Source organism: Streptomyces subrutilus, assembly GCF_001746425.1.
GTDB classification, from domain to species: Bacteria; Actinomycetota; Actinomycetes; order Streptomycetales; family Streptomycetaceae; genus Streptomyces; species Streptomyces subrutilus_A.
This window is the reverse complement of record NZ_MEHK01000001.1, coordinates 5,288,396-5,313,100: the sequence shown is the minus strand read 5'-3', so window position 1 is coordinate 5,313,100 and position 24,705 is coordinate 5,288,396. Positions and strand designations below refer to the sequence as shown.

Sequence of the window (24,705 nt, the reverse complement as noted above, 5' to 3'; positions counted from 1 at the left end):
TACGGGTTCGGCAGGTTCAGAACAGCACGCTCATGAACGCGCCGACCTCGCGGAAACCCACCCGCCGGTAGGAGGCCCGGGCGGCGGCGTTGAAGTCGTTCACGTAGAGGCTGACCACGGGCGCCACGTCGCGCAGCGCGTAGGCGACGACGGCGGCCATCCCGGTCTCCGAGTAGCCGCGGCCGCGGAACTCGGGGGCCACCCACACGCCCTGGATCTGGCAGGCGCCGGCGGTGGCGGCGCCGATCTCGGCCTTGAAGACGATCTTCCCGTCCTCGATCCGGGCGAAGGAGCGTCCGCTGCCGACGAGTTCGGCGACCCTCGCCTGGTAGAGCAGCCCGCCGTCGCCGGCCATCGGCGAGATGCCGACCTCCTCGGTGAACATCGCCACGCAGGCGGGCATGATCAGGTCCATCTCGTCCTTGCGGACGCGGCGGACCCGCGGGTCCGCCTCGACCGTGGCGGACGGGCTCTCGATGACCATGAGCGGCTGGTGGGAGCGCACGTCGCGGGCGGGGCCCCAGCTGGGTTCCAGGAGCTGCCACAGCAGCCGGGTCGACTCGGCGGGGCCCACGATGGAGGAGCAGCGGCGGCCGGTGCGGCGGGCGCGGTCGGCGAAGGCGCGTACGGCGTCGGGTCCCGCGCACACGGGGACCAGGTTGGCGCCCGCGTAGCAGAGGGAGCGGAGCTCGCCGTCGGCGTACCACCCCCACATCTCGCCGCCCAGGCGCCAGGGGTCGAGCCCGGCTACCTGGACCCGGGAGGCGACGAACGCGTTCTCGACCGGCTCGCGTCCGAGGACGTCGAGCGCGGCGTCGAGATCACCGGGTTCCAGGACCCGGGTGGTGGTCTGCGTCAACACTGGGGCCTCACCGTACAAGTCTGCTGATCTCCGCACTGTACCCGCCGGGGCGGGGGGATGCCCGGTCCCCCAGGTCACGAAAAAGCCCCGGCCCCGCCCGCGAGCTGCGGGAACGGTGCCGGGGCTTTGCCCGTGAGGATCAGACGCCGATGGCGACCGTCGGCTCGCCGGAGGTCACGCCGTCCTGCTCCATCTGCGCGGCGATCTTCATCGCCTCTTCGATGAGGGTCTCGACGATCTTCGACTCGGGGACGGTCTTGATGACCTCGCCCTTCACGAAGATCTGGCCCTTGCCGTTGCCGGAGGCCACGCCCAGGTCGGCCTCGCGGGCCTCGCCGGGGCCGTTGACGACGCAGCCCATGACGGCGACGCGCAGCGGGACCTCCATGCCCTCCAGGCCCGCCGTGACCTCTTCGGCCAGCTTGTAGACGTCGACCTGGGCGCGGCCGCAGGACGGGCAGGAGACGATCTCCAGGCGGCGGGGCTTGAGGTTCAGCGACTCCAGGATCTGGTTGCCGACCTTGACCTCCTCGACCGGCGGCGCGGAGAGGGAGACGCGGATGGTGTCGCCGATGCCCTCGGAGAGCAGGGCTCCGAAGGCGACGGCGGACTTGATGGTGCCCTGGAAGGCGGGGCCGGCCTCGGTGACGCCGAGGTGCAGCGGGTAGTCGCAGGCGGCGGCCAGCTGGCGGTAGGCGTTGACCATGACGACCGGGTCGTTGTGCTTGACCGAGATCTTGATGTCGCCGAAGCCGTGCTCCTCGAAGAGGGAGGCCTCCCACAGCGCGGACTCGACCAGCGCCTCGGGGGTGGCCTTGCCGTACTTCTTCAGCAGCCGGGCGTCCAGGGAGCCCGCGTTGACGCCGATCCGGATCGGGGTGCCGGTGTCCTTGGCGGCCCGCGCGATCTCCTTGACCTTGTCGTCGAACTGCTTGATGTTGCCCGGGTTCACGCGGACGGCGGCGCAGCCGGCCTCGATCGCGGCGAACACGTACTTGGGCTGGAAGTGGATGTCGGCGATGACCGGGATCTGCGACTTCTTCGCGATGACGGCGAGGGCGTCCGCGTCGTCCTGCGTGGGGCAGGCCACGCGGACGATCTGGCAGCCGGAGGCCGTCAGTTCGGCGATCTGCTGGAGCGTGGCGCCGATGTCGGAGGTACGCGTGGTGGTCATCGACTGCACCGAGACGGGTGCGTCACCGCCGACGGCCACGGAACCGACCTGGATCTTGCGGCTGACCCGGCGGTCGGCAAGCTTCGTCGGCACGGACGGCATTCCGAGAGAGATGGCAGTCATCTGCTGTGCAACCCCAAGGTGTGGATCAAGGTCCCGAAATCGACGGGCTCCAGGCTTCGAGATTACGCCAATCACGGTGCGGCCCTCGCATCCGCGGGGCCGCGCCACCCGAACGTAGGGGGCCGGGCACGATGCGTGCCCGGCTCCCCTGTGCGTCGTGTAGGCCCCGCCGCGGTCAGGTGATCTTGATGGGGTTCACCACGTCCGCCACCATGACCAGCAGCGTGAAGCAGATGAAGAGCCCCGCCACCACGTAGGCGACCGGCATCAGCTTGGCCACGTCGAACGGGCCGGGGTCGGGGCGCCGGAAGACCCGGGCCACGCCCCGCCGGAGCGACTCCCACAGGGCGCCGGCGATGTGCCCGCCGTCGAGCGGGAGCAGCGGCAGCATGTTGAACAGGAACAGCGAGAGGTTGAAGCCGGCCAGCAGGTTGAGGAAGAACACCAGCTGGTGCTGGGCGGGGATGTCGAGGGTGAAGATCTCACCGCTGACCCGCGCCGCTCCGACCACGCCCATGGGGCTGTCCTGCGCCCGCTCGGCGCCGTTGAAGGCCGCGTTCCACAGGTCCGGAACCTTGGACGGCAGGTCGATCAGCGACTGCACGCCGGCCGCCATCATCTCGCCCATGCGGTCGACGGACTGGCCGAAGGACTGCGGGACATAGCCGGCGGCGGGGGCGAAGCCGAGGAAGCCGGCCGTGACGTACTGGTCCTTGACGTACCTGCCGTCGGCGTCGGTCTTGGCGACCTTGTTCTCGATCAGGTCCGCCGTGAGGCCGATCTTCTCGCCGGCCCGCTCCACGGTGATCGTGGCGGGGCCGACGGTGGCACGGATGTCCTTCTGCAGGGCGGACCAGTCCTCGACCGGGCGGCCGTTGAACGCGACGATCTTGTCGCCGGCCTTGAGGCCCGCCGCCTTGGCGGGGGCGGCCGGGTCGCCGGGGGCGCACGTGTCGCGCTTCTCGCTCTGCTGGATGACGCAGTCCGAGACGGTGGCGACCGTCGTGGTCTGCGTGTTCAGCCCGAAGGCCATCAGCGTGGTCAGGAAGATCGCCACGGCCAGGACGAGGTTCATGAACGGTCCGGCGAACATCACGATCACGCGCTTCCACGGCTTGCGCGTGTAGAAGAGCCGGCTCTCGTCCCCGGGCCGGAGCTCCTCGTACGCGGCCGAGCGCGCGTCCTCGATCATCGACCGGAACGGCGAGGTCGAGCGGGCGGTGACCTTGCCGTCCTCGCCGGGCGGGAACATCCCGATCATGCGGATGTAGCCGCCCATCGGGATGGCCTTGATCCCGTACTCGGTCTCGCCCTTCCTCCGCGACCAGATGGTCGGGCCGAAGCCCACCATGTACTGCGGCACCCGGATGCCGAAGAGCTTGGCCGTGGAGAGGTGTCCGAGCTCGTGCCACGCGATGGACACCAGCAGGCCGACCGCGAAGATCACCACCCCGAGCACCGTCATCAGCAGTGTCATGCGCTCGCCTCCACGGCGGCCCGCGCCGCCATCTCCCGCGCCCGGGAACGGGCCCAGGCCTCTGCTTCAAGGACGTCCTGCACGGTCAGGGAGGTTCCCGACCGCGGTACTCCGTGCTCGTCGACCACGGCAGAGACGGTATCCATGATTGCCGTGAACGGCAGCCGACCTGCCAGGAACGCCTCCACGCACTCCTCGTTGGCCGCGTTGAACACGGCCGGGGCGGTGCCGCCGAGGGTGCCCACGTGCCGGGCCAGGCCGACCGCCGGGAAGGCCTCGGTGTCCAGCGGGAAGAACTCCCAGGCGGACGCCTTGGTCCAGTCGAAGGCGGGGGCGGCGTCCGGGATCCGCTGGGGCCAGCCGAGGCCGATCGCGATGGGGCCGCGCATGTCCGGCGGGGTGGCCTGCGCGAGGGTGGAGCCGTCCGTGAACTCGACCATCGAGTGCACGTAGGACTGGGGGTGGACCACGACCTCGATGCGGTCGAAGGGGATGTCGTAGAGCAGGTGCGCCTCGATGACCTCGAGCCCCTTGTTGACCAGTGTGGCGCTGTTGACCGTGATCACCGGCCCCATGGCCCAGGTGGGGTGCGCGAGGGCGTCCTCGACGGTGACCCCGGCCAGCTCCGCGCGGGTGCGGCCGCGGAAGGGGCCGCCGGAGGCCGTGACGACGAGCTTGCGCACATCGGCCCGGGTCCCGGCGGCCAGCGCCTGGAAGAGCGCGGCGTGCTCGGAGTCCACGGGGATGATCTGGCCGGGCCGCGCGAGGGCCTTCACCAGGGGGCCGCCGACGATCAGCGACTCCTTGTTGGCGAGCGCCAGGGTCCGGCCGGCCCGGAGCGCGGCGAGGGTGGGCGCGAGCCCGATGGAGCCGGTGATGCCGTTGAGGACGGTGTGGCACTCGGAGGCCGCGAGCTCGGCCGCCGCGTCCGGCCCGGCCAGGATCTCGGGCAGCGGCTCGGAGGTCCCGTACCGGGCGCTCAGCGCCTCTTTCAGGGCCGGTACGACGTCCTCGCGGGCGACGGCCACCGTCGTGACCCGCAGCTGCCGTGCCTGCTCGGCCAGCAGCTCGACCCGGCCGCCGGCGGCGGACAGCGCGGTCACCCGGAACCGGTCCGGGTTGCGCAGGGCCAGGTCGATGGCCTGGGTGCCGATGGAACCGGTGGACCCGAGGATGACGATGTCCCGGCGGCCGGCCGCGGGGTCGAAGAGGAGGTGCGGATCGGCGAGGGGGGCTGGGCGGTCGCTCATGCCCCCCATTGTTGCCGGAACTCAGGAGCGGCCCGACACGGATCCCCCTTCCGTGACCCGCAGGAGGAGGTGCGGCAGCGTTCCGGCGAAGTCGGGGAGCGTGACGGCGACGCGCCACCAGGCGTCCGGATCGGCGCCGAGGGCCAGGGCGAACAGCCGGTCGGCCTCGGCCCGGGCGGCGAGCACCGGCGCGGCCCGGTCGTGGCGGTCGGGGTGGTCCACCTCGCCGAGCCAGTGGCCCTCGTCGAGGGCCCAGCAGGCGGGCGCCTTGTGGCGGATCACGTCCTCGCCGGTGAGCAGGCCGCGGGCCAGGCAGTCGCGCACCCAGCGGATGTCCTCCTCGACGGACGGCATGGGCACGGCGAGGCTGGCCAGGGCCAGTTCGCGGTCGACGCCCCCGGCGGGCTCGGCGGCCCGCGGGGCCAGGGAGCGCACCGCCTCGGAGAGCCCGGGGACCTCCGGGCCGCCTGCGGCGGGCTCCGGCAGGGTGCCGCGCACGATCCGGGCCACGAGGACCGGCAGGGTGCCGCGGAAGCCGGGGGCGCCGTGGAGCAGTTCCGACCAGAGCCGGGGGTCGTCCCGCAGCGGGCGCAGGGCCCGGGCGACGGCCGTGCGCATCCCGGTCCGTTCGGGCAGGGACCAGCGCAGGCCCCGCGCCGCGGGCAGGTCCGTGAGCAGCAGGGTGCGGTGCGCGGGGGCGACGTGGGCGACGAGCTCGTCGCAGGTGAGCAGCCCCATCCGGACGGCGCGTACGGCGGGCCGGTACCACCGGTGCGCCCCCGTGTCCTGCGGGCCGGCGTCGAGCAGTGCCCGGCAGGCCTCCCGGGGCAGTGCGCCGGCGAGCAGGAGGGCCTCGACCGCGCTGGGCGGCAGCGGGTCGCGGGCGTGCTCGTGCAGCAGCGTGGCGGGGTCGAGGGGGGCGTGCGGCATCCGCAGCAGGGTCAGCGGGATCCGGGGCCGGCGGCCGTGCCGGCGCAGCAGCGCTATCAGCTCGCCGGTGGTGAACGGGCCGGGGCCGACGTCCGCCAGCAGTTCGGGGGACGGCCCGGGGCGGGCCGCGTACCGCGCCGGGCCGGGCAGCCCGGGCAGGGGGCGCCCCACGACGTGGGGGTTGCGGGCGACGTACTGCCGGTCCTCCTCGCTGCCGTGGCGCAGCAGCAGGCTGACGGTCGAGGGCGAGAGCCACGCGTCGCGGCACAGGTACTTGCGGGCCGGCGCGTCGAGCCGGCCGGTCACGTCGGTGACGACATGGTCCGGTGCGTGGCGCAGCAGGTGCGCCGCGCACCAGGCCAGCCGTCGGCTGGCGCGGTCTTCCTCGGCCGTCGGCATCGTTGGCTCCGCCTTGCCCGTGCTCGTGCGCGTACGGGTGTCCGTACGCGCACTCATCCTCGTACGCCTGTCCGGCGTCCGGCGATGATCGCAGGTCAGCGGAGGGGGCGGTGCACGTTTTCCCGCGTCGAGGGGCCGGGGGCGGCGTCCGCGATCCAGGGGCCGTCGCCGGAGGGGTCGATGATGCCGTCCTCCAGCCAGGTGTAGGTGCCGCTCAGCACTCCCGCGACGACCTTCCCGTCGAGGTCGTCGGTGTTGGTCCACAGCCGGCCGAAGAGCTCCTCGACCCGGATCCGGGACTGCCGGCAGAAGGCGTCGGCCAGCTGGTAGGCCTCGCGGCCGTGGTCGCCGGTGGTGCGCAGGTGCTCGGCGCGGACGCAGGCCGCGCTCATCGCGAAGAGCTCGGCGCCGATGTCGACGATCCGGCCTAGGAAGCCCTGTTTGGTCTCCATGCGGCCCTGCCAGCGGGACATGGCGTAGAAGGTGGACCGGGCGAGTTTGCGGGCACCGCGTTCCACGTAGCGCAGGTGGGTGGCGAGGTCCGGGTGGCCCGCGGGGTGGAAGGCGCGGTAGGTCCCGGGCACCTGGCCGGCGCCGGTGGCCAGTTTCGGCAGCCAGCGGGCGTAGAACCCGGCGGCGCGGGCGCCCGCCCTGGCCTTGTCGCCGAGGTCCTTGTCGGGGTCGATGAGGTCGCCCGCGACCGACAGGTGGGCGTCGACGGCCTCGCGGGCGATCAGCAGGTGCATGATCTCGGTCGAGCCCTCGAAGATCCGGTTGATGCGCAGGTCGCGGAGCATCTGCTCGGCGGGGACGGCGCGCTCGCCGCGGGCGGCGAGGGAGTCGGCGGTCTCGAAGCCGCGGCCGCCGCGGATCTGGACCAGCTCGTCGGCCATCAGGCAGGCCATCTCCGAGCCGTAGAGCTTGGCGAGGGCGGCCTCGATGCGGATGTCGTTGCGGTCCTCGTCGGCCATCTGGGAGGCGAGGTCCACGACGGCCTCGAGGGCGAAGGTGGTGGCGGCGATGAAGGAGATCTTGGCGCCGACCGCCTCGTGCCGCGCGACCGGCCGGCCCCACTGCTCGCGTACGCCGGACCACTCGCGGGCGATCTTCAGGCACCACTTGCCGGCGCCGACGCACATGGCGGGCAGCGACAGCCGTCCGGTGTTGAGCGTGGTCAGGGCGATCTTGAGGCCGGAGCCCTCGGGTCCGATCCGGTTGGCGGCGGGCACCCGGACCTGGTGGAAGCGGGTGACGCCGTTCTCCAGGCCGCGCAGGCCCATGAAGGCGTTGCGGTGCTCGACGGTGATCCCCGGCGAGTCGGCCTCGACGACGAAGGCGGTGATCCCGCCGCGGTGGTTCTCGCTCCGGGGCACCCGGGCCATCACCACGAGCAGGTCCGCGACCACCCCGTTGGTGGTCCACAGCTTCACCCCGTCGAGGACGTAGGCGTCCTCGCCGTCCGGGACCGCGGTGGTGGCCAGCCGCGCCGGGTCGGAGCCCACGTCCGGCTCGGTGAGCAGGAAGGCGCTGATGGCGGTGGTGGCGCAGCGCGGGAGGTAGGCGTCCTTCTGCTCCTGCGTGCCGAAGATCTTCAGCGGCTGGGGGACGCCGATGGACTGGTGGGCGGAGAGCAGCGCGCCGATGGCGGGGCTGACGGAGCCGACCAGGGCGAGCGCCTTGTTGTAGTAGACCTGGGTCAGGCCGAGGCCGCCGTACTTGGGGTCGATCTTCATGCCGAGGGCGCCGAGCTCCTTCAGCCCGCGCACGGTCTCGTCGGGGATCTTCGCCTCGCGCTCGATGCGGGCCCCGTCGATCTCGTTCTCGCAGAAGGTCCGGAGCCGGGCGAGGAAGGCCTCGCCGCGCCGGACGTCCTCGTCGGCGGGGAGCGGGTGCGGGTGGATCAGGTCGAGCCGCAGCCTGCCGAGGAAGAGCTCCTTGGCGAAGCTGGGCTTGCGCCAGTCCTGTTCCCGGGCCGCTTCCGCGACCTGCCGTGCCTCGCGCTCGGTCACCTTGGGCTGTACGGGCTGTGTTGCGGACATGAGGGGACTCACCTCGCCGCCGAGTCGGGTGGGTTCACCGGATTGCCAGCCGGTGCTACCTGGGAGTCGTACCCAATGTCGGCGCGAAGGAAAAGGGGGACGGCCTCTGTCACCCGTGTGCCCGCGGGCACACGGTCGGGGAGCAGGCGCCGTACCGGGCCACGGCCGGGCGGGCGACCTGCGCCGCGTGGGGGACGAGGGGGAAGTGGTCGCCTTCGAAGACGTGGGATGTCACCGGTGCGGGGGTGCGGCTGTGGACCGCGGAGTTCTGTCCGCGCTCGGTGGTCACGCATCCGACGCGGCGCTGACCGCGATGTCGCCGTCGGCCGATGGACCAGGTCCGCGCGATCGCCACCCGCTGCTGCCGGCCGCCGGACAGCTGCGCCGGCCGCCGGCCCGCCTTGTCGTCCACGGTCGTGCAGGAACGCGCCGTGCACGGGGGGGGGGGGGCAGCGCGGATCGGACGTCCGGTAGGAGACGTGGGCGTCCTGGGCCGAGAGCAGGATCCTGCGGCCGGTGCGCGCGTGCCACCAGGCGGCGTTGTCCGCCGTGGTCCGGTCTCGAGAACGCAGGGACGCCCCGGGCGGTCGCGGCCGCATGCTGCCGCGGCCATGCGTACGCCCCCTGCGCGGCGGTCCCGAAGGCAGCCGGCGGTCCGTGAAAAGGGGGACGGCCGGAGCCCCCGCACAGTAGGCTCCGGCCGTCGGCTTTTGGGCCGTACGAGATCAGATGTCGAGGCCAGTCAGGACCAGGACTCGCTCGTACGTGTAGTCGTCCATCGCATAGCGGACGCCCTCGCGGCCGACACCCGACTGCTTGACGCCGCCGTAGGGCATCTGGTCGGCGCGGTAGGACGGCGCGTCGCCGACGACCACACCGCCGACCTCGAGCTCGCGGTGGGCGCGGAAGGCGACCTGGATGTCGCGGGTGAAGACGCCGGTCTGCAGACCGAACTTGGAGTCGTTCACCGCGGCGAAGGCCTCGTCGGTGTTCTCCACCCGGGTCAGGGTCAGGACCGGGCCGAAGACCTCCTCGGTGGCGAGCTTGACGCCCGCCGGGACCTCCGCGAGCACGGTGGGCTCGTACGAGGCGCCCTCGCGCTTGCCGCCGGTGAGCAGCTTGGCTCCGGCGGACACGGCCTCGTCGACCCAGGTCTCGACGCGCTTGGCGGCGTCCTCGGAGACGAGGGGGCCGACGTCGGTGGCCGAGTCGGACGGGTCGCCGGTGACCTGGGCCTGTACCTTCGCGACGACCTTCTCGACGAGGCGGTCGTAGACGGAGGCGTCGGCGATCACGCGCTGCACGGAGATGCAGGACTGGCCGGCCTGGTAGTTCGAGAAGGTCGCGATGCGGGTCGCGGCCCATTCGAGGTCGGCCTCGGAGGACCAGTCGGCGAGGACCACGGCCGCGGCGTTGCCGCCGAGCTCCAGCGTGCAGTGCTTGTGGGGCACCGACTGCTGGATGGCGTAGCCGACGGTGTCGGAGCCGGTGAAGGAGATGACGGGGAGGCGCTCGTCCTTGACCAGCGCGGGCATCTTCTCGTTCGCGACCGGCAGGACCGACCAGGAGCCGGCCGGGAGGTCGGTCTCGGCGAGCAGCTCGCCGAGGATCAGCCCGGACAGCGGCGTGGCCGGCGCGGGCTTGAGGATGATCGGCGCGCCGACGGCGATGGCCGGGGCCACCTTGTGGGCGCACAGGTTCAGCGGGAAGTTGAAGGGCGCGATGCCGAGGACCGGGCCCTTGACGAAGCGGCGGGTCAGGGCGAGACGGCCGACGCCGCCGGCGTCGGTGTCCAGGCGCTGGGCCTCTCCGCCGTTGAAGCGGCGGGCCTCTTCGGCGGCGAAGCGGAAGACGGACACCGCACGGCCGACCTCACCGCGCGCCCACTTGATCGGCTTGCCGTTCTCGGCGGAGATCAGCTGGGCGATCTCCTCGGTGCGCTCGGCGAGCCGCTTGGACACGTGGTCCAGGGCGGCGGCGCGCACGTGGGCGGGGGTCGCGGAGAACTCCGCCGTCACGGCGTACGCCGCGGCCACGGCCTCTTCGACCTGGGCGTCGGTGGGCACGCTGACCGTGCCGACCAGGCGTCCGTCCCACGGGGAGTGGACGTCGAAGCTGTCCTCGCCGGTGGCCAGGCGGCCGGCGAGCCAGAAGGCGTGGGTGGAAGTCATGCGAATCCCGGCCCTTCGAGTGTGCGGTGGGGGCTGTCCCCTCCACCGTAGGACTCGGCGGGCCCCCAGTCGTTTAGCCGGGGTGGAGCGGCGGGCGTCCCGGCTTCGCCGGTTTGTCACTGTCGGTCCGCTCAGAGGGGATGCGGGGACGCCTTGAGGGCGAGCCACAGCTCCATCCGGACGTCCGGATCGTCGAGGGAGCGGCCGAGGATCTCCTCGACCCGTTTCATCCGGTAGCGCAGGGTGTGCCGGTGCACGCCGAGGTCGGCCGCGGCGGCGTCCCACTGGCCGTGGCGGGAGAGCCAGGCCTGCAGCGAGGCCACCAGGTCGCCGCGCCCGGTCGCGTCGTGCTCCCGCAGCGCGCGCAGGGTGCCGTCCGCGAAGGCCCGTACGGCGTCGTCGGCCAGCAGGGGCAGGACCGAGCCCGCCGCCATCTCCTCGTGCTCCACCATCGGCCTGCCCCGCCGCCGGGCCACGGCCAGTGCCTGGTCGGCCTGTTTCAGGGCCGCCGCGACGGTGCCGGGGCCGGCCGGCGCGGACAGGCCGACCACCAGCTCGTCGGGCTCGGGACCGGCGGCGTCCCGGCCGCGCCGCGCCTCCAGCGCCTCCGCGTGGTCCATGCACGCCTGTACGGCCGCTCCCCCGTCGGCGGCCAGGACCACGAGCCGGCCCGGCTCCGGGACCACCAGCAGCGGCTCGCCGGTGCGGGACGCGGCCGACTCCACCGTGTCGGCCAGCAGGGCCAGCCCCTCCGGCTGGGCCGTCCCGGGCAGCGCCGGCTCGGCCGTGATCAGCCGGAACGGCGCCTCCAGCAGGGCCCCATACAGGTCCCCGGCGACGGTCCGCGCGTGCTCCGCCTCCCCGGCCAGCAGCATCCGCAGCACCGCCGCGCCCAGCCGGGACTCGGCGTCGTGCAGCGAGCGGGAGCGCTCGGTGGTGAGGGTGAGCAGCGCGACCGCGGAGTGCACGGCGTAGCGCTCGGCCGTGCCCAGCGGGGCCCCGGTGCCGACGGCCAGGGCGCCGCGCGCCCGCCGGCCCGTGCCCAGCGACTGCAGTTCGACCCGGTCCTCCGAGCCCCCGACGACGGCGCTCGCGGGCGCGGGCCGCTCCCGCAGCCGCTCCACGTCCGGGGTGAGCCGGGCGGCGCGCCGGGCGGCCCAGTCGGGGGCGGCCGCGACGACCGAGCCCGAGGCGTCGTACAGCGCGGCCCAGCCGTGCACGTGCGCGGCCAGCTTCGCCAGCAGGTCGGCGGGCCCGTCGGCGGAGAGCGCGGCCCGGGTCAGCTCGCGCTGCGCCTCGAATCCGGCGGTGACGGCCCGGTACTGGTCGGCCGCGAGCGCGGCGGAGACGGCCTTGCTGATGGCGAGGAAGGGGGTCCGCCGCGGTACCTCCAGCAGCGGCATGTCCTCCTGGCGGGCGGCCTCGACCAGGGCTTCGGGGATCGCCTCGTAGTTGACGCCGACGGCGAAGCCGATGCCGACGACCCCGGCCGCGGCCAGGCGCCGTACGTAGGGGCCCATCTCCCGCGGGTCCTCCGCGTCCAGCTTCATCGCGGTGATCAGGAGCAGCTCTCCGCCCTCCATGTAGGGCACGGGATCGGCGAGCTCGCTGACGTGGGCCCAGCGCACGGGGGTGTCGAGGCGGCCCTCCCCCGCCCGGACGCTGAGCTTGAGGGCCGAGTGCTGGACGAGCGAGGCGAGGGTGAGCGGCATCGGTTACCGGGGCCTTAGCGGGAGGGGACGGCGGAAGGGGTCCGGCGCAAGCGCATCAGAGGGGCCGCACCCGATTTCGCCGTGTCGTATGAACGGCTCCCCTCGATTCTGCCACCTCGTACGGTTCGGTTCAGTCCGTTCCGCCGAGCCGGACCAGCAGCGGAGCCGCCCGTTCCCCTTCGACGGAGGTCAGCGACAGCACCGCGTGCCCCGGCGGCACGGCGTGCGCCAGATCCGAGGCGGACCAGCGCTCGCGCTCCACCTGGCGCACGGTGACCGCGTCGGTGGTGACGGCCTTTCCCGTGACGAGCTTGCGGAAGGCGTGGATCAGACGGGTCAGCGGCTGGTCGGCGAAGACCGTGCGGTGGGTCACGTCGCGCGCCTCCACCCACTCGGTGCCCCAGGCCTCGGCGAAGCGCTTGCCGTCCCAGGTGGTGACCCCGGAGAAGGCCATGCGGCAGCCGACCGAGCCGAGCAGCGGGGTCCGCAGCTCCTCCGATACGTCGTCCAGCGTGCGCAGCGTGAGCAGGACTCCCGCGTTCGCCGAGCGCAGCCGCTGCACGCCCCGGACGGTCTGCGGGGTCAGGGTGTGCGAGGCGTCGTCGAAGGCGAGGAAGGCGAAGAGGGAGCGGTCGGTGCGGGCGGCCGCGGCGGCGTTGAACTGGGTGAGGAGCAGCCGGGCCAGCATCCGGGAGGCGTCGGCGTGGGCGCGCTCGGGCAGGTCGACGCGGACGCGGATGGGGTGCTCGAGGGTGCGCAGGGAGAACGGCCGGTTCTGGCCGGTGGTGTCGAAGAAGGCGGCGAAGGCGGGCCGGTCGAGCAGCGCCACCCGGTCGGCGAGGGCCGGCCCGGGGTCGCCGGGGATCCGGAGCTGCCGTTCCCGGGCGTCGAGCTCGCGGAGCATCGCGTGCGCTCCGGCGCCGGCCAGCTCCCCGCGCAGCGCGCCGAAGGCGTCGGGCAGCGGGTCGAGCAGTTCGCGCAGCTCGGGCACGGCGGGGAAGCGGCCGTAGGCGGCCTTGAACGGGCCGAGGAGCTGCGCGAGCGCGGTCGCGGCCCGGCGCACCTCGATGCCGGGGACATCGCCGACGAAGGCCTCGGCGAGGAGGGTGGCGGCCTCGTCGGGGTCGGTGGCGCCGCCGTAGAGGTCCAGGTCGTAGACGGACTCGGGGTCGCCGACCCGGACCACGACGTCGTAGGCGGCGTCCGGACCGAGCGGGGTCCCGGCCGCGCCGACGGCGACGACGGCGGCCTGCCCGGCGAGCGCCTGGAGCGCGAGGGACTCCACGACCGGCCGGACCAGGCGCCGGGTCTTGCCGGATCCCGAGGGCCCCACGGCGAGCAGCGAGGTGCCCAGGACGGCGGGGTCCAGGGCGAGCGAGGTGCCGCGCCGGGCGTAGGGGTTGCGCGGGCCGTCCTCGACGGTGCCGAGCCGCACCTGCCGGGCCAGCAGGTCGTGGCGGGCGGCGCGCACCGGCAGGTCCCGGGCCCCGGAGGGGTGTACGCAGGCGCCCGCGCCCTTGTCCCGCACGGCCTCGGCGAAGGCCCGCAGCCGGGACGGGTCGACCCGCACGGAGTCCCAGGCCCGCCGGATCCGGGTGTAGTCCACGTCGTTCATCCGCCCGGCCCCGGCCTCCCCCTCGAGCCGGTCGGCGGCCTCGCCCAGTCCTGCCGCGCGCAGCTGCGGCCAGCGGGCGGGGTCCTGCGGGCCGCCCGCCTCGGGGCGGACCGGAGCGGAGGCGTGCGCGGCGCGCAGGGGGCGGGTGAGGATCCGGCGGGCCAGTTCGGGCCAGCGGCCGAGCCGGCCGAAGCCGACGGCCAGGGCGCCTGCGACCACGGCGTACCAGATGTACGCGGCCACGACGGAGGGGAGCGTCCCGGCCCAGGAGTCGGGCGTGAACATGTAGAGCGGCCAGAGCCAGAAGCCGCCGAGGTAGCCGTTCCACAGCAGGGACCACAGGAGCAGCCCGGCCAGCAGGGCGATCAGGGCTCCGCTGACCAGTTGGCGGGTCGGGGTCTCCTCGGGCTCCTCGGCGGCCCGCGGCACGTGCCCGTACGACCAGACGCCGGGCCCGTCCGAGGCGCGCGGGACACGCAGCCACTCCCCGAGCGAGGGCCCGGCCGCGGGCGCGTGGGCGGGCTTGGGCGGAAGGCCCGGCGGCGGGCCGGCCGGCCGGGGGATCTGCCCGGTACCGGGCGGGCGCGTCTCGTGCGTGCCGTCGGTGTCCATGAAACCCCTGCCCCCTGCCCGTTCCTGCGCTGCGCCGCTCAATGTAGTTGCCCGGCGGCGGCCGTGGGCCCGTACCCGCACAGGGTTTCGGCGTGCCGTCCGACAAGATCCCTCCGGCTCCTTCCTATGGCCGCCACGGACAAGGACACGCGGGCACCACTCCCGAACGGAGCATGCAGTACCCCCGCCGCCGGGCCTAGCCTGCGGACAAAGACACAAGTGCGTCCGAAAACACCCCCCAGGAGCCCTCCATGACCGCTGTCCCGCAGGAGCGCCGCATCGTCACCGCGATCCCCGGCCCCAAGTCGCAGGAGCTGCAGGCCCGCCGCCTCGAGACGGTGGCCGGCGGCGTGGGCTCCGTGCTCCCCGTCTTCACGGCCCGCGCGGGTGGCGGCATCATCGAGGACGTCGACGGCAACCGCCTGATCGACTTCGGCTCCGGCATCGCCGTGACCTCGGTCGGCGCCTCCGCCGAGGCCGTGGTGCGCCGCGCCTCCGCGCAGCTCGCGGACTTCACCCACACCTGTTTCATGGTCACCCCCTACGAGGGCTACGTGGAGGTCTGCGAGGCCCTCGCCGAGCTGACCCCCGGTGACCACGCCAAGAAGTCGGCGCTGTTCAACTCCGGCGCCGAGGCCGTCGAGAACGCGGTCAAGATCGCCCGTTCGTACACCAAGCGCCAGGCGGTCGTCGTCTTCGACCACGGCTACCACGGCCGTACGAACCTGACGATGGCGCTGACCTCGAAGAACATGCCGTACAAGCAGGGCTTCGGTCCGTTCGCCCCCGAGGTCTACCGCGTCCCGGTCGCCTACGGCTACCGCTGGCCCACCGGCGCCGAGAACTGCGGCCCCGAGGCCGCCGCCCAGGCGATCGACCAGATCACCAAGCAGATCGGCGCCGACAACGTCGCCGCGATCATCATCGAGCCGGTGCTCGGCGAGGGCGGCTTCATCGAGCCGGCCAAGGGCTTCCTCCCGGCGATCGTGAAGTTCGCCAACGACAACGGCATCGTCTTCGTCGCCGACGAGATCCAGTCCGGCTTCTGCCGCACCGGCCAGTGGTTCGCGTGCGAGGACGAGGGCATCGTCCCGGACCTGATCACCACCGCCAAGGGCATCGCGGGCGGTCTGCCGCTCGCCGCCGTGACCGGCCGCGCCGAGATCATGGACTCCGCGCACGCGGGTGGCCTGGGCGGCACCTACGGCGGCAACCCGGTGGCCTGCGCCGGTGCGCTCGGCTCGATCGAGACCATGAAGGAGCTCGACCTCAACGCCGCGGCGAAGAAGATCGAGTCCCTCATGAAGGCCCGCCTGACGGCCATGCAGGAGAAGTACGAGATCATCGGCGACATCCGCGGCCGCGGCGCCATGATCGCGATCGAGCTGGTCAAGGACCCCGCGTCCAAGACCCCGTTCCCGGAGGCGGCCGGCGCGCTCGCCAAGGCCTGCCACGCCGAGGGCCTGCTCGTCCTCACCTGCGGCACCTACGGCAACGTGCTCCGCTTCCTGCCGCCGATCGTCATCGGCGAGGACCTGCTGAACGAGGGCCTGGACATCCTCGAGGCCGCGTTCGCGGGCATCTGAGCGAACGGCTAGAACAGACGGGCACGGCGTCCGATTTCTACCTCCGGTAACGGTCGGACGCTGTGAAGAACGTGTGGGGGGCCGATGGCGGGTGCGCGATCCCGCTGTCGGCCCCCCATTCGCTGCCGTACGGTTTCTGCAGATGAGTGAGACACCCCGCTCCCGGGCAACCGAGGGCGATTCCGGTACCGGGCTTCCCCAGCGCCGTACTGGGCATGCGTTCGCGCACACTCCTCACCGATCGGACAGCCGACCGCCCCAAACCCCCCGGGGCGAGCGGCGACCCGATCCGGGCGGCCGTCCCGGAACCATCCCCCCTGTTCCGGGACGGCCGGCCATTCCCCTCCTCGCCGCCGCGGTCTGCGGCCTCCTCTTCTCCCTGGCCACCTGGCAGGTACTGGTCCGCGGACCCCTGCTGAGGCCCGACCACGCGCTGAGCCGCGCCCTGGTGCGCTCGGTCCCGGACTCCGTCACCGAGCGCCTCTCGGACCTCGGCAACGTACCGGTGGCCGTGCCCGTCCTCGTCCTGGCCGTGGCTTACGCCGCCTGGCGCGGCCGGCGCCGGGCGGCCGGGGCGGCGGCGCTGGCGATGGCCCTGGTGCCGGCCCTGGTCATCCCGTTCAAGCAGTGGACCGCCCGCCCGGGCCCCCTGGAGCCCTGGGCCGCCGGCTACTTCCCCTCGGGCCACACGGCGACCGCGGCCGTCGCGTACGTCGGCGCGGCCCTGCTCGTGCGCCCGTACACCCGCCGGGCATGGCCGACGGCCGCCGCCCTCGTCCTCACGGCGGCGACGGCCGTCGGGCTGGTCCTGCGGGGCTGGCACTGGCCGCTGGACGTGCTGTCCAGCCTGCTGATGTGCACGCCCCTGCTGCTCGGGGTCCGGTGGGCGGTGCGGCTCAGCCCCCGAAGTACGCGTCGAAGTTCCGGCTGAACTCCCATCCTCCGAAGCGGTCCCAGTTGATGGACCAGGTCATCAAGCCGCGCAGGGCGGGCCAGGTGCCGTGGGTCTGGTAGCCGCCGCAGGAGGTCTTCTTCGTCAGGCAGTCCAGGGCCTTGTTCACCTCGGCGGGCGGGGTGTGGCCGTTGCCCGCGTTCGTCGTGGCCGGCAGGCCGATGGCCACCTGCTCGGGGCGCAGCGGCGGGAAGACGCGGGCGGTGTTCCCGGCGACCGGGAAGCCGGTGAGCAGCATGTCGGTCATGGCGATGTGGAAGTCCGCGCCGCCCATGGAGTGGTACTGGTTGTCCAGGCCCATGATCGGGCCCGAGTTGTAGTCCTGGACGTGGAGCAGGGTGAGGTCGTCGCGCAGGGCGTGGATGACCGGCAGGTAGGCGCCGGCGCGCGGGTCCTGGCCGCCCCAGGGTCCGGAGCCGTAGAACTGGTAGCCGAGCTGGACGAAGAAGGTCTCGGGGGCCATGGTCAGGACGAAGTCCGGGCCGTACTTGGCCTTCAGGGTCTTCACGGCGGAGATCAGGTTGACGATTCCCGCGCTGGTGGGGGCCCGGAAGTCGGTGTCCCCGGCGGCCAGTGAGAGGGAGTGCCCCTCGAAGTCGATGTCGAGGCCGTCGAGCCCGTACTCGTCGATGATCTTGCTGACGGAGGAGACGAAGGTGTCGCGGGCGGCCGTGGTCGCCAGCTGCACCTGGCCGTTCTGGCCGCCGATCGAGATCAGCACCTTCTTGCCCGCGGCCTGCTTGGCCTTGATGGCCGCCTTGAACTCCGCGGGGGTCTCGACGTTCGGGCACTCGGCGGCCGGGCAGAGCTGGAAGCGGATGTCGCCCGAGGTCACGGAAGTCGGTTCGCCGAAGGCGAGGTTGACGACGTCCCAGGAGGCGGGCACGTCGGCCATCCGCACGTAGCCGGAGCCGTTGGCGAAGCCGGCTGGGTCCAGGCGGACACGTCGGTGGTACCGGTCCCGGTCGCGCCGAGGTACACGTACGCGCCCTGCACCCAGGCGGTCAGCGTGTAGGACGAGTCGGGCTTGACGGTGACGGTCTGGGCGCAGCGGGCGTTGTCCTGTCCGGCCGGGGTGGCCTTGAGGGCGTGGCCGCCGCTGTGGGCGGGGGCGGTGACGGCCGCCGCGCTGCCCGCCGAGCAGCTCCAGCCGTCGAGGCCGGCTTCGAAGCCGCCGTTGCGGACGAGGTCGGCGTCGGCCGCCGCGGCCGGCGGGCCCGCGGCGAGGAAGCCGGCCGCCGCCAGGGCGGCGGCGGTAAGGAGGGACCAGGCTCTGCGCACAACTGCCTCCGGGACATGGGGGGATGGAGGGGGTCTGCGGGCGCCTCCCTGGGGGTCCCCCCGGACGGAGCCTGGGGGAGGTACCCGGGGGCGGCGCCCAACATGGTCCAGACCAATAGACTTGTCAAGGCCTCCGGTCCTCCTCCGCCACCACGCGCGCGGCCGCCTCGTGCATGGCGAGCTCCAGCACGGCCGGATCGGTGAGGGTCCCCTCCCCGTCGGGGAGCACTAGCCAGCGCACTCCGCCGGTCGCCCGGCCGGGGTAGGGGACCACGATCCAGGTGCCGCGGCCCGCTCCCCGTACGCCCGTGCCGATCCAGCGGGACGCCGTGCCCGGAGGCACGAAGAAGCCCAGCCGGCCGAACACCGTGCGGCTCTGCCGCGTGGCGCCGAAATCGGCGAGCACCGGGCCGGGCCTGTCCAGGATCAGGAGCAGTACGTCGAGGGTGGCCTGCCCCAGCTCCCCGGGCAGGATCAGCACGTCCCAGCGCTTGCCGGCGGGCAGGAGGACCACCCCGAGGGGGTTGCGCTCCCACTCCCAGCGGCTGGCGTCGGGATCCGGCGCCACCGATACGAGCCATTCCACTGCGGCCTTGTCCACCGGGGTCGTCATCGCCCGGCCTCCGTTCGTCTCGTGCGGTGAAGGGTTCTCACCGGGAGAGAGCGCGGCCGGGCACGGCTATGACGCGGGTTCCGTTACTCCATGGTGGTGAATCGGGTCACACGGCGCTCCGGCGCGGTGCGCCGGGGCGTGCGGGACGTGCGGGACGTGGGGCGCTCACGCGGCGGGTCAGCTGTCGAAGCCCAGTCCCAGGCGGTCGAGCGTGCGCAGCCAGAGGTTGCGGTGCCCGCCGTGGCGGTCGGCGCGGGCGAGCGACCACTTGGTGAGGGTGATCCCGGTCCAGGCGAAGGGCTCGGGCGGGAACGGCATCGGCTTGGACTTCACCATCTCCAGCCGGGTGCGCTCGGTGGACACCCCGTCGAGCAGGTCCAGCATCACGTCCGCGCCGAAACGGGTGGCGCCCACCCCGAGCCCGGTGTAGCCGGCCGCGTAGGCCACCTTGCCGGAGTGCGCGGTGCCGAAGAAGGCCGAGAAGCGCGAGCAGGTGTCGATCGCCCCGCCCCAGGCGTGGCTGAACCGGAGGCCTTCGAGCTGGGGGAAGGCGGTGAAGAAGTGCTCCGCGAGCTTCAGGTAGGTCTCGGGGCGGTGGTCGTACTCGGAGTCGAGCTTCCCGCGGTAGGGGTAGATCGCGTCGTAGCCGCCCCACAGGATCCGGTGGTCCTTGGTGATCCGGAAGTAGTGGAACTGGTTGGCGCTGTCGCCGAGCCCCTGCCGGTTCTTCCAGCCGATGGCCGCGAGCTGGGCCTCGTCCAGCGGCTCGCTCATCAGCGCGTAGTCGTAGACGGGCACGGTGAACGGGCGGATGCGGCGCACCAGCGACGGGAAGATGTTGGTGCCCAGGGCCACCCGGCGCGCCAGGATCGTGCCGTACGGCGTCTGGACGGTCATACCCCGGCCCGCCGCGGCCATCTTCAGGCCGCGGGTGTTCTCGTAGATCCGCACCCCGAGGTCGAGGCAGGCCTGCTTGAGGCCCCACGCCAGCTTCGCCGGGTTGAGCATGGCGACGCCGTCGCGGTCCCAGAGGCCCGCGAGGAAGGTCGGGGAGTCGACCTCGGCGCGCAGTGCCTCGCCGTCGAGCCATTCGGTGCGGCCCGCGAGACCGAGCCGCCGGGCCTCCTCGTGGAGTTCGCGCAGCTCCTCGACCTGGTGGGGCTCGGTGGCGACGTCGATCTCGCCGGTGCGCTCGAAGTCGCAGTCGATGCCGTAGCGGGCGACGGCCTCCTCGATGGCGTCGAGGTTGCGCGCGCCCAGCTCCTCCAGCTTGGCGAGCTCGCCGGGCCAGCGGGCCAGCCCGTTGGCGAGTCCGTGGGTGAGGGAGGCGGCGCAGAAGCCGCCGTTGCGGCCGGAGGCGGCCCAGCCCGCCTCCTTGCTCTCGATCAGCACCACGTCCCGGCCGGGGTCGCGCTCCTTGGCGAGCAGCGCGGTCCACAGCCCGCTGTAGCCGCCGCCGACGACCAGCAGGTCGCACCGCTCGTCGGTGGTGAGCGCCGGCTGGGCGGCGGGCTTGCCGGGGTCGTCCAGCCAGTAGGAGACCGGCTTCGCTCCGGAAAGGGATTTCGCAACACTACGCATGGCGACTGGGGCCATGGCTTCCAACTCCCTACAGGGGTCTACTTCGGTTGTGCCTTCTTGCGGCGGTTGCCGACCATCTGGCCGGCGAGGACCACCAGTACGGCGATGACGAACATCGCCGTGCCGATGACGTTGATCTGCACGGGCGTACCGCGCTGGGCCGATCCCCACACGAACATGGGGAAGGTGACGGTGTTGCCCGAGTTGAAGTTGGTGATGATGAAGTCGTCGAAGGAGAGCGCGAAGGAGAGCAGCGCTCCCGCCGCGATGCCGGGTGCGGCGATCGGCAGGGTGACCCGTACGAAGGTCTGCACCGGGCCCGCGTAGAGGTCGCGGGCGGCCTCCTCCAGCCTCGGGTCCATGGACAGCACCCGCGCCTTGACGGCGGCGACGACGAAGCTGAGGCAGAACATGACGTGCGCGATCAGGATCGTCCAGAAGCCCAGCTGGATGCCCATGTTGAGGAAGAGCGCGAGCAGCGAGGCCGCCATCACGATCTCGGGCATGGCCATGGGCAGGAAGATCAGCGAGTTGACCGCGCCGCGCGCCCGGAAGCGGTAGCGGACGAGCGCGAAGGCGATCGCGGTGCCGAGGGCGGTCGCGCCTATGGTGGCCCACAGGGCGATCTGGAGCGAGAGCGCGAGGGAGCCGCACAGGTCGGCGACCCCGCAGGGGTCCTTCCACGCGTCGAGCGAGAACTCCTGCCAGGCGTAGTTGAACCGCCCGGCGGGGTTGTTGAAGGAGAACACGGTCACGACCACGTTCGGCAGGATCATGTAGGCGAGCGTGCCGAGACCGGCGATCACTACGAGATTGCGGCGAAGCCAACGCATCAGACCAGGTCCTCCGTCCCCGCTCGGCGGATGTAGATGGTGACCATGATCAGCACAATGGCCATGAGGATGAAGGACAGCGCGGCCGCCGTCGGATAGTCCAGGATCCGCAGGTACTGCGACTGGATGACGTTGCCGATCATCCGGGTGTCCGTGGAGCCGAGGAGCTCGGCGTTCACGTAGTCGCCGCTCGCCGGGATGAAGGTGAGCAGGGTTCCGGAGACCACGCCCGGCATGGACAACGGGAAGGTGACCTTCCGGAAGACCGTCGCGGGGCGGGCGTACAGGTCCCCGGCCGCCTCGTGGAGGCGGGTGTCGATGCGCTCCAGCGAGGAGTACAGCGGCAGGATCATGAAGGGGAGGAAGTTGTACGTCAGACCGCAGACGACCGCGAGGGGCGTGGCCAGGACCCGGTCGCCCTGGGTGAGGCCGAGCCAGCTGGTGACGTCGAGGAAGCCGAGGTTATTGAGGACGGCGACCACCGGGCCGCCGTCGGCCAGGATCGTCTTCCAGGCGAGGGTGCGGATCAGGAAGCTGGTGAAGAACGGCGCGATGACCAGCACCAGCAGCAGACCCCGCCAGCGGCCCGCCTTGAAGGCGATCAGGTAGGCCAGCGGGTATCCCAGCAGCAGGCAGAGCACGGTGGCGGTGCCCGCGTAGAGCAGGGAGCGCAGGAACTGCGGGTAGTACTCGGTGAAGGCGTCCCAGTAGGTACGGAAGTGCCAGGTGACCTCGAAGCCCTCTTCGAGGGAGCCGGTCTGCACCGAGGTGGAGGCCTGGTAGACCATCGGCAGCACGAAGAAGACCAGCAGCCACAGGATGCCCGGGAGCAGCAGCCAGTACGGGATGAGCCGCTTGCGCAGGGACGCCTTGTGCACCGGGGGTTCGGCGGGGGCGGGCGCCTGGGGCGGCGCTGTCTCCACGGCGGGCCCGGTCACGCGGACTCCTCGACCGTCTCGATGCCCGCGTCGATGTCCTGGGCGGCGTCGAGTCCGAAGCTGTGCTCCGGGTTCCAGTGCAGGATCACCTCGGCGCCCGGGACGAGGCGGCCGTCCCGCTCGATGTTCTGGGCGTACACCTCCAGCTCGGGGCAGACCGGGCTGTCGATGACGTACTGGGTGGAGACGCCGATGAAGGAGGAGTCCGCGATCCGGCCGGGGACCTTGTTGCGGCCGGCCGCGATGGTGTGCTCCTCGTCGGCGGGCACCAGGGAGATCTTCTCCGGCCGCACGCCGACCAGCAGCTTGCCGCCGCCGCGGGGGGTGGTGGCGCACCGGGCCGCGGGCAGCCGGAGCTTCGTGCCGGCGGCGGAGACGACCACCTCGGATCCGGCTGACTCCACCGAGGCCTCGATGAGGTTGGAGGTGCCGAGGAAGTTGGCGACGAAGGTGGTGCCCGGGTTCTCGTACAGCTCGGCGGGGGCGCCCAGTTGCTCGACGCGCCCGCCGTTCATCACGGCGACGGTGTCGGCCATGGTCATGGCTTCCTCCTGGTCGTGCGTGACGTGCACGAAGGTGATGCCGACCTCGGTCTGGATGCGCTTGAGCTCCAGCTGCATCTGGCGGCGCAGCTTGAGGTCGAGGGCGCCGAGCGGCTCGTCGAGCAGGAGCACCTGGGGGTGGTTGATCAGGGCGCGGGCGACGGCCACGCGCTGCTGCTGGCCACCGGAGAGCTGGTGCGGCTTGCGCTGGGCGAACTGGCCGAGCTGGACCAGCTCCAGCATGTCCTCGACCTGCTTCTTGACCGACTTGATGCCGCGGCGGCGCAGGCCGAAGGCGACGTTCTCGTAGATGTTCAGGTGTGGGAAGAGGGCGTAGCTCTGGAAGACGGTGTTGACCGGGCGCTTGTACGGCGGAAGGTGCGTGACCTCACGGTCGCCGAGGCTGACCGTGCCGGTGGAGGGCTCCTCCAGGCCGGCGATCATGCGCAGGGTGGTGGTCTTCCCGCAGCCCGAGGCGCCGAGCAGGGCGAAGAAGGAGCCCTGGGGGATGGTGAGGTCCAGCGGGTGCACGGCGGTGAAGGTGCCGTAGTGCTTGCTGATCCCGGCGAGGCGGACGTCGCCGCCCGCGGTCTTCTCAGTCATGGGTGGGTCCCGGGGTTGGGTGGGGGAAGGGTCAGGGGGGGCGGGGCCGGGCGGAGCCGGCCGGGGTGCGGCCGGCGGTGCCGTCCGGTGGGCGGTGCCCCGGTGCGCTGCGGCTCGCCGCGGGGCGTCAGGCTCCGATGAGCTTGGCGAACTTCTCCTCGTACGCCGTCTCTTCCTCGCTGGTCAGGGAGCGGAAGGCGTGGGCCTTGGCGGCCATGGCCTTGTCCGGGACGATCAGCGGGTTGTCCGCCAGCGCGGGGTCGATCTTGGCGAGTTCGTCCTTGACGCCCTCGACCGGGCAGACGTAGCTGATGAACGCGGCCAGCTGGGCGGCGACCGGGGGCTCGTAGTAGTAGTCGATGAGCTTCTCCGCGTTGGCCTTGTGCCGGGCCTTGGCGGGGACCAGCAGGTTGTCGCTGGAGGTGATGTAGCCGGGGGCGGGGATGGCGTACTGGATGTCCGGGTTGCCCGCCTGGAGCTGGATGACGTCGCCCGCCCAGGCCAGACAGGCGGCGAGGTCGCCCTTGTCCAGGTCTGCGGTGTAGTCGTTGCCGGTGAACCGGCGGATCTGGTGGGAGTCCACGCCCTTCTGCAGGCGGCCGATCGCCCCGTCGAAGTCGGCGGTGGTGAAGTCGGCCGGGTTCTTGCCCTGGTCGAGCAGGGTCATGCCCACGCTGTCGCGCATCTCGGTGAGGAAGCCGACCCGCCCCTTGAGGGTGGGGTCGTCCAGCATCTGGGTGACGGAGTCGACCTTCTTCCCGTCCGTGGCCTTGGTGTTGTAGGCGATGACCGTGTCGATGCCGGTCCACGGGTAGCTGTAGGCGCGGCCCGGGTCCCAGTCGGGGGTGCGGAACTGCGGGATCAGATTGGCGTAGGCGTGCGGCAGGTGGGAGGGGTCCAGCCTCTGCGCCCAGCCGAGGCGGATGATGCGGGCGGCGAGCCAGTCGGTGACGACGATCAGGTCGCGGCCGGTGTCCTGGCCGGCGGCGAGCTGCGGGCGGATCTTGCCGAAGAACTCGACGTTGTCGTTGATGTCCTCGGTGTACTTGACCTCGATCCCGGTCCGCTTGGTGAACTCCTCCAGGGTGGGCCGGGTCTTCTCGTCGTCACCGGTGTCCATGTACTCGGTCCAGTTGGAGAAGTTGATCTCCTTCTCCTGTGCCGAGTGGTCGTCGGAGGCCACCGCTGTGTCGCCCTCGCGCTTGGCGGGCGGGATGCCGCACCCGGCGAGGGCGGACAGGCCGCCGAGGGTGAGCGCTCCGACTCCGGAGGCGCGCAGCAGCGAGCGGCGGGTGAGGGCGCCGCGCCCGCTGGTGAGGCTGCGCCGCATCGCGGCGAGTTGCGCCGCCGAGAGGCGGTCGGGCTCGAACTGCTCCATGCGCTGTGCCCTTTCGGGAGGTGTACCGCTGGTC

18 protein-coding genes and 1 pseudogene are annotated in these 24,705 nt (G+C 72.4%); 2 read left to right on the top strand and 17 right to left on the bottom strand.

Annotated elements, in window-relative coordinates; translation table 11 throughout:
- Nucleotides 1-16: 16 nt before the first annotated feature.
- The 10 genes from BGK67_RS25060 to BGK67_RS25015 form a co-directional block, all read right to left on the bottom strand.
- A complete protein-coding gene (locus BGK67_RS25060) occupies nucleotides 17-862 on the bottom strand; it encodes a GNAT family N-acetyltransferase (RefSeq protein ID WP_208948747.1) in 846 nt (281 codons plus the stop codon).
- A gap of 139 nt (nucleotides 863-1,001) precedes the next feature.
- Nucleotides 1,002-2,159 carry a flavodoxin-dependent (E)-4-hydroxy-3-methylbut-2-enyl-diphosphate synthase gene (ispG, locus tag BGK67_RS25055; RefSeq protein ID WP_069922185.1) on the bottom strand — a complete coding sequence of 386 codons (1,158 nt, stop codon included), beginning with the start codon at nucleotides 2,157-2,159 and terminating at the stop codon, nucleotides 1,002-1,004.
- A gap of 175 nt (nucleotides 2,160-2,334) precedes the next feature.
- Nucleotides 2,335-3,636, bottom strand: coding sequence for a M50 family metallopeptidase (locus BGK67_RS25050; protein WP_069922184.1), 1,302 nt, complete (start codon nucleotides 3,634-3,636; stop codon nucleotides 2,335-2,337).
- The gene (dxr, locus tag BGK67_RS25045; protein ID WP_069922183.1) at nucleotides 3,633-4,886 is read right to left on the bottom strand and encodes a 1-deoxy-D-xylulose-5-phosphate reductoisomerase; all 1,254 of its coding nucleotides are present in this window, start codon (nucleotides 4,884-4,886) and stop codon (nucleotides 3,633-3,635) included. Before dxr ends, BGK67_RS25050 begins: the two co-directional genes overlap by 4 nt.
- A 21-nt stretch (nucleotides 4,887-4,907) precedes the next feature.
- The gene (locus BGK67_RS25040) at nucleotides 4,908-6,272 is read right to left on the bottom strand and encodes a serine/threonine-protein kinase (protein ID WP_141754049.1); all 1,365 of its coding nucleotides are present in this window, start codon (nucleotides 6,270-6,272) and stop codon (nucleotides 4,908-4,910) included.
- A gap of 38 nt (nucleotides 6,273-6,310) precedes the next feature.
- Nucleotides 6,311-8,254 (bottom strand): acyl-CoA dehydrogenase family protein, encoded by a 1,944-nt coding sequence (locus BGK67_RS25035; protein ID WP_069922181.1) that lies wholly within the window; start codon nucleotides 8,252-8,254, stop codon nucleotides 6,311-6,313.
- 109 nt (nucleotides 8,255-8,363) lie between these two features.
- Nucleotides 8,364-8,666: a hypothetical protein gene (locus tag BGK67_RS25030; RefSeq protein ID WP_069922180.1), complete on the bottom strand. Its 303-nt coding sequence runs from the start codon at nucleotides 8,664-8,666 to the stop codon at nucleotides 8,364-8,366.
- A gap of 313 nt (nucleotides 8,667-8,979) precedes the next feature.
- Nucleotides 8,980-10,425 (bottom strand): aldehyde dehydrogenase family protein, encoded by a 1,446-nt coding sequence (locus tag BGK67_RS25025; protein WP_069922179.1) that lies wholly within the window; start codon nucleotides 10,423-10,425, stop codon nucleotides 8,980-8,982.
- 131 nt (nucleotides 10,426-10,556) lie between these two features.
- The gene (locus tag BGK67_RS25020; RefSeq protein ID WP_069922178.1) at nucleotides 10,557-12,137 is read right to left on the bottom strand and encodes a PucR family transcriptional regulator; all 1,581 of its coding nucleotides are present in this window, start codon (nucleotides 12,135-12,137) and stop codon (nucleotides 10,557-10,559) included.
- Nucleotides 12,138-12,267: 130 nt separating this feature from the next.
- A complete protein-coding gene (locus BGK67_RS25015) occupies nucleotides 12,268-14,364 on the bottom strand; it encodes an ATP-binding protein (RefSeq protein ID WP_069922177.1) in 2,097 nt (698 codons plus the stop codon).
- Between the two features lie 251 nt (nucleotides 14,365-14,615).
- Between BGK67_RS25015 and gabT the strand changes: the two genes are divergently transcribed.
- Nucleotides 14,616-15,950 carry a 4-aminobutyrate--2-oxoglutarate transaminase gene (gabT, locus tag BGK67_RS25010; RefSeq protein ID WP_069922176.1) on the top strand — a complete coding sequence of 445 codons (1,335 nt, stop codon included), beginning with the start codon at nucleotides 14,616-14,618 and terminating at the stop codon, nucleotides 15,948-15,950.
- A 448-nt stretch (nucleotides 15,951-16,398) separates the two neighbouring features.
- Nucleotides 16,399-16,881: a phosphatase PAP2 family protein gene (locus tag BGK67_RS40970; RefSeq protein WP_347878431.1), complete on the top strand. Its 483-nt coding sequence runs from the start codon at nucleotides 16,399-16,401 to the stop codon at nucleotides 16,879-16,881.
- Here the strand turns inward: BGK67_RS40970 and BGK67_RS25000 are convergent.
- The 7 genes and pseudogenes from BGK67_RS25000 to BGK67_RS24970 form a co-directional block, all read right to left on the bottom strand.
- Nucleotides 16,847-18,183 (bottom strand): annotated as a pseudogene (locus BGK67_RS25000) (chitinase). The gene BGK67_RS40970 and the pseudogene BGK67_RS25000 overlap by 35 nt on opposite strands.
- A 124-nt stretch (nucleotides 18,184-18,307) precedes the next feature.
- On the bottom strand, nucleotides 18,308-18,796 hold the full coding sequence (locus BGK67_RS24995) for a hypothetical protein (protein ID WP_069922175.1): 489 nt from the start codon (nucleotides 18,794-18,796) through the stop codon (nucleotides 18,308-18,310).
- Between the two features lie 177 nt (nucleotides 18,797-18,973).
- Nucleotides 18,974-20,392: an NAD(P)/FAD-dependent oxidoreductase gene (locus BGK67_RS24990; protein WP_069922174.1), complete on the bottom strand. Its 1,419-nt coding sequence runs from the start codon at nucleotides 20,390-20,392 to the stop codon at nucleotides 18,974-18,976.
- Between the two features lie 23 nt (nucleotides 20,393-20,415).
- A complete protein-coding gene (locus tag BGK67_RS24985) occupies nucleotides 20,416-21,210 on the bottom strand; it encodes an ABC transporter permease (RefSeq protein WP_069922173.1) in 795 nt (264 codons plus the stop codon).
- Entirely contained in the window at nucleotides 21,210-22,148 is a 939-nt protein-coding gene (locus BGK67_RS24980) for an ABC transporter permease (RefSeq protein WP_208948746.1), read from the bottom strand. The genes BGK67_RS24985 and BGK67_RS24980 overlap by 1 nt, the downstream gene beginning before the upstream one ends.
- Entirely contained in the window at nucleotides 22,145-23,293 is a 1,149-nt protein-coding gene (locus BGK67_RS24975) for an ABC transporter ATP-binding protein (protein WP_069922172.1), read from the bottom strand. The genes BGK67_RS24980 and BGK67_RS24975 overlap by 4 nt, the downstream gene beginning before the upstream one ends.
- Before the next feature lie 127 nt (nucleotides 23,294-23,420).
- Complete coding sequence (locus BGK67_RS24970) at nucleotides 23,421-24,671, bottom strand: polyamine ABC transporter substrate-binding protein (protein WP_069922171.1); 1,251 nt, start codon at nucleotides 24,669-24,671, stop codon at nucleotides 23,421-23,423.
- Nucleotides 24,672-24,705 lie beyond the last annotated feature (34 nt).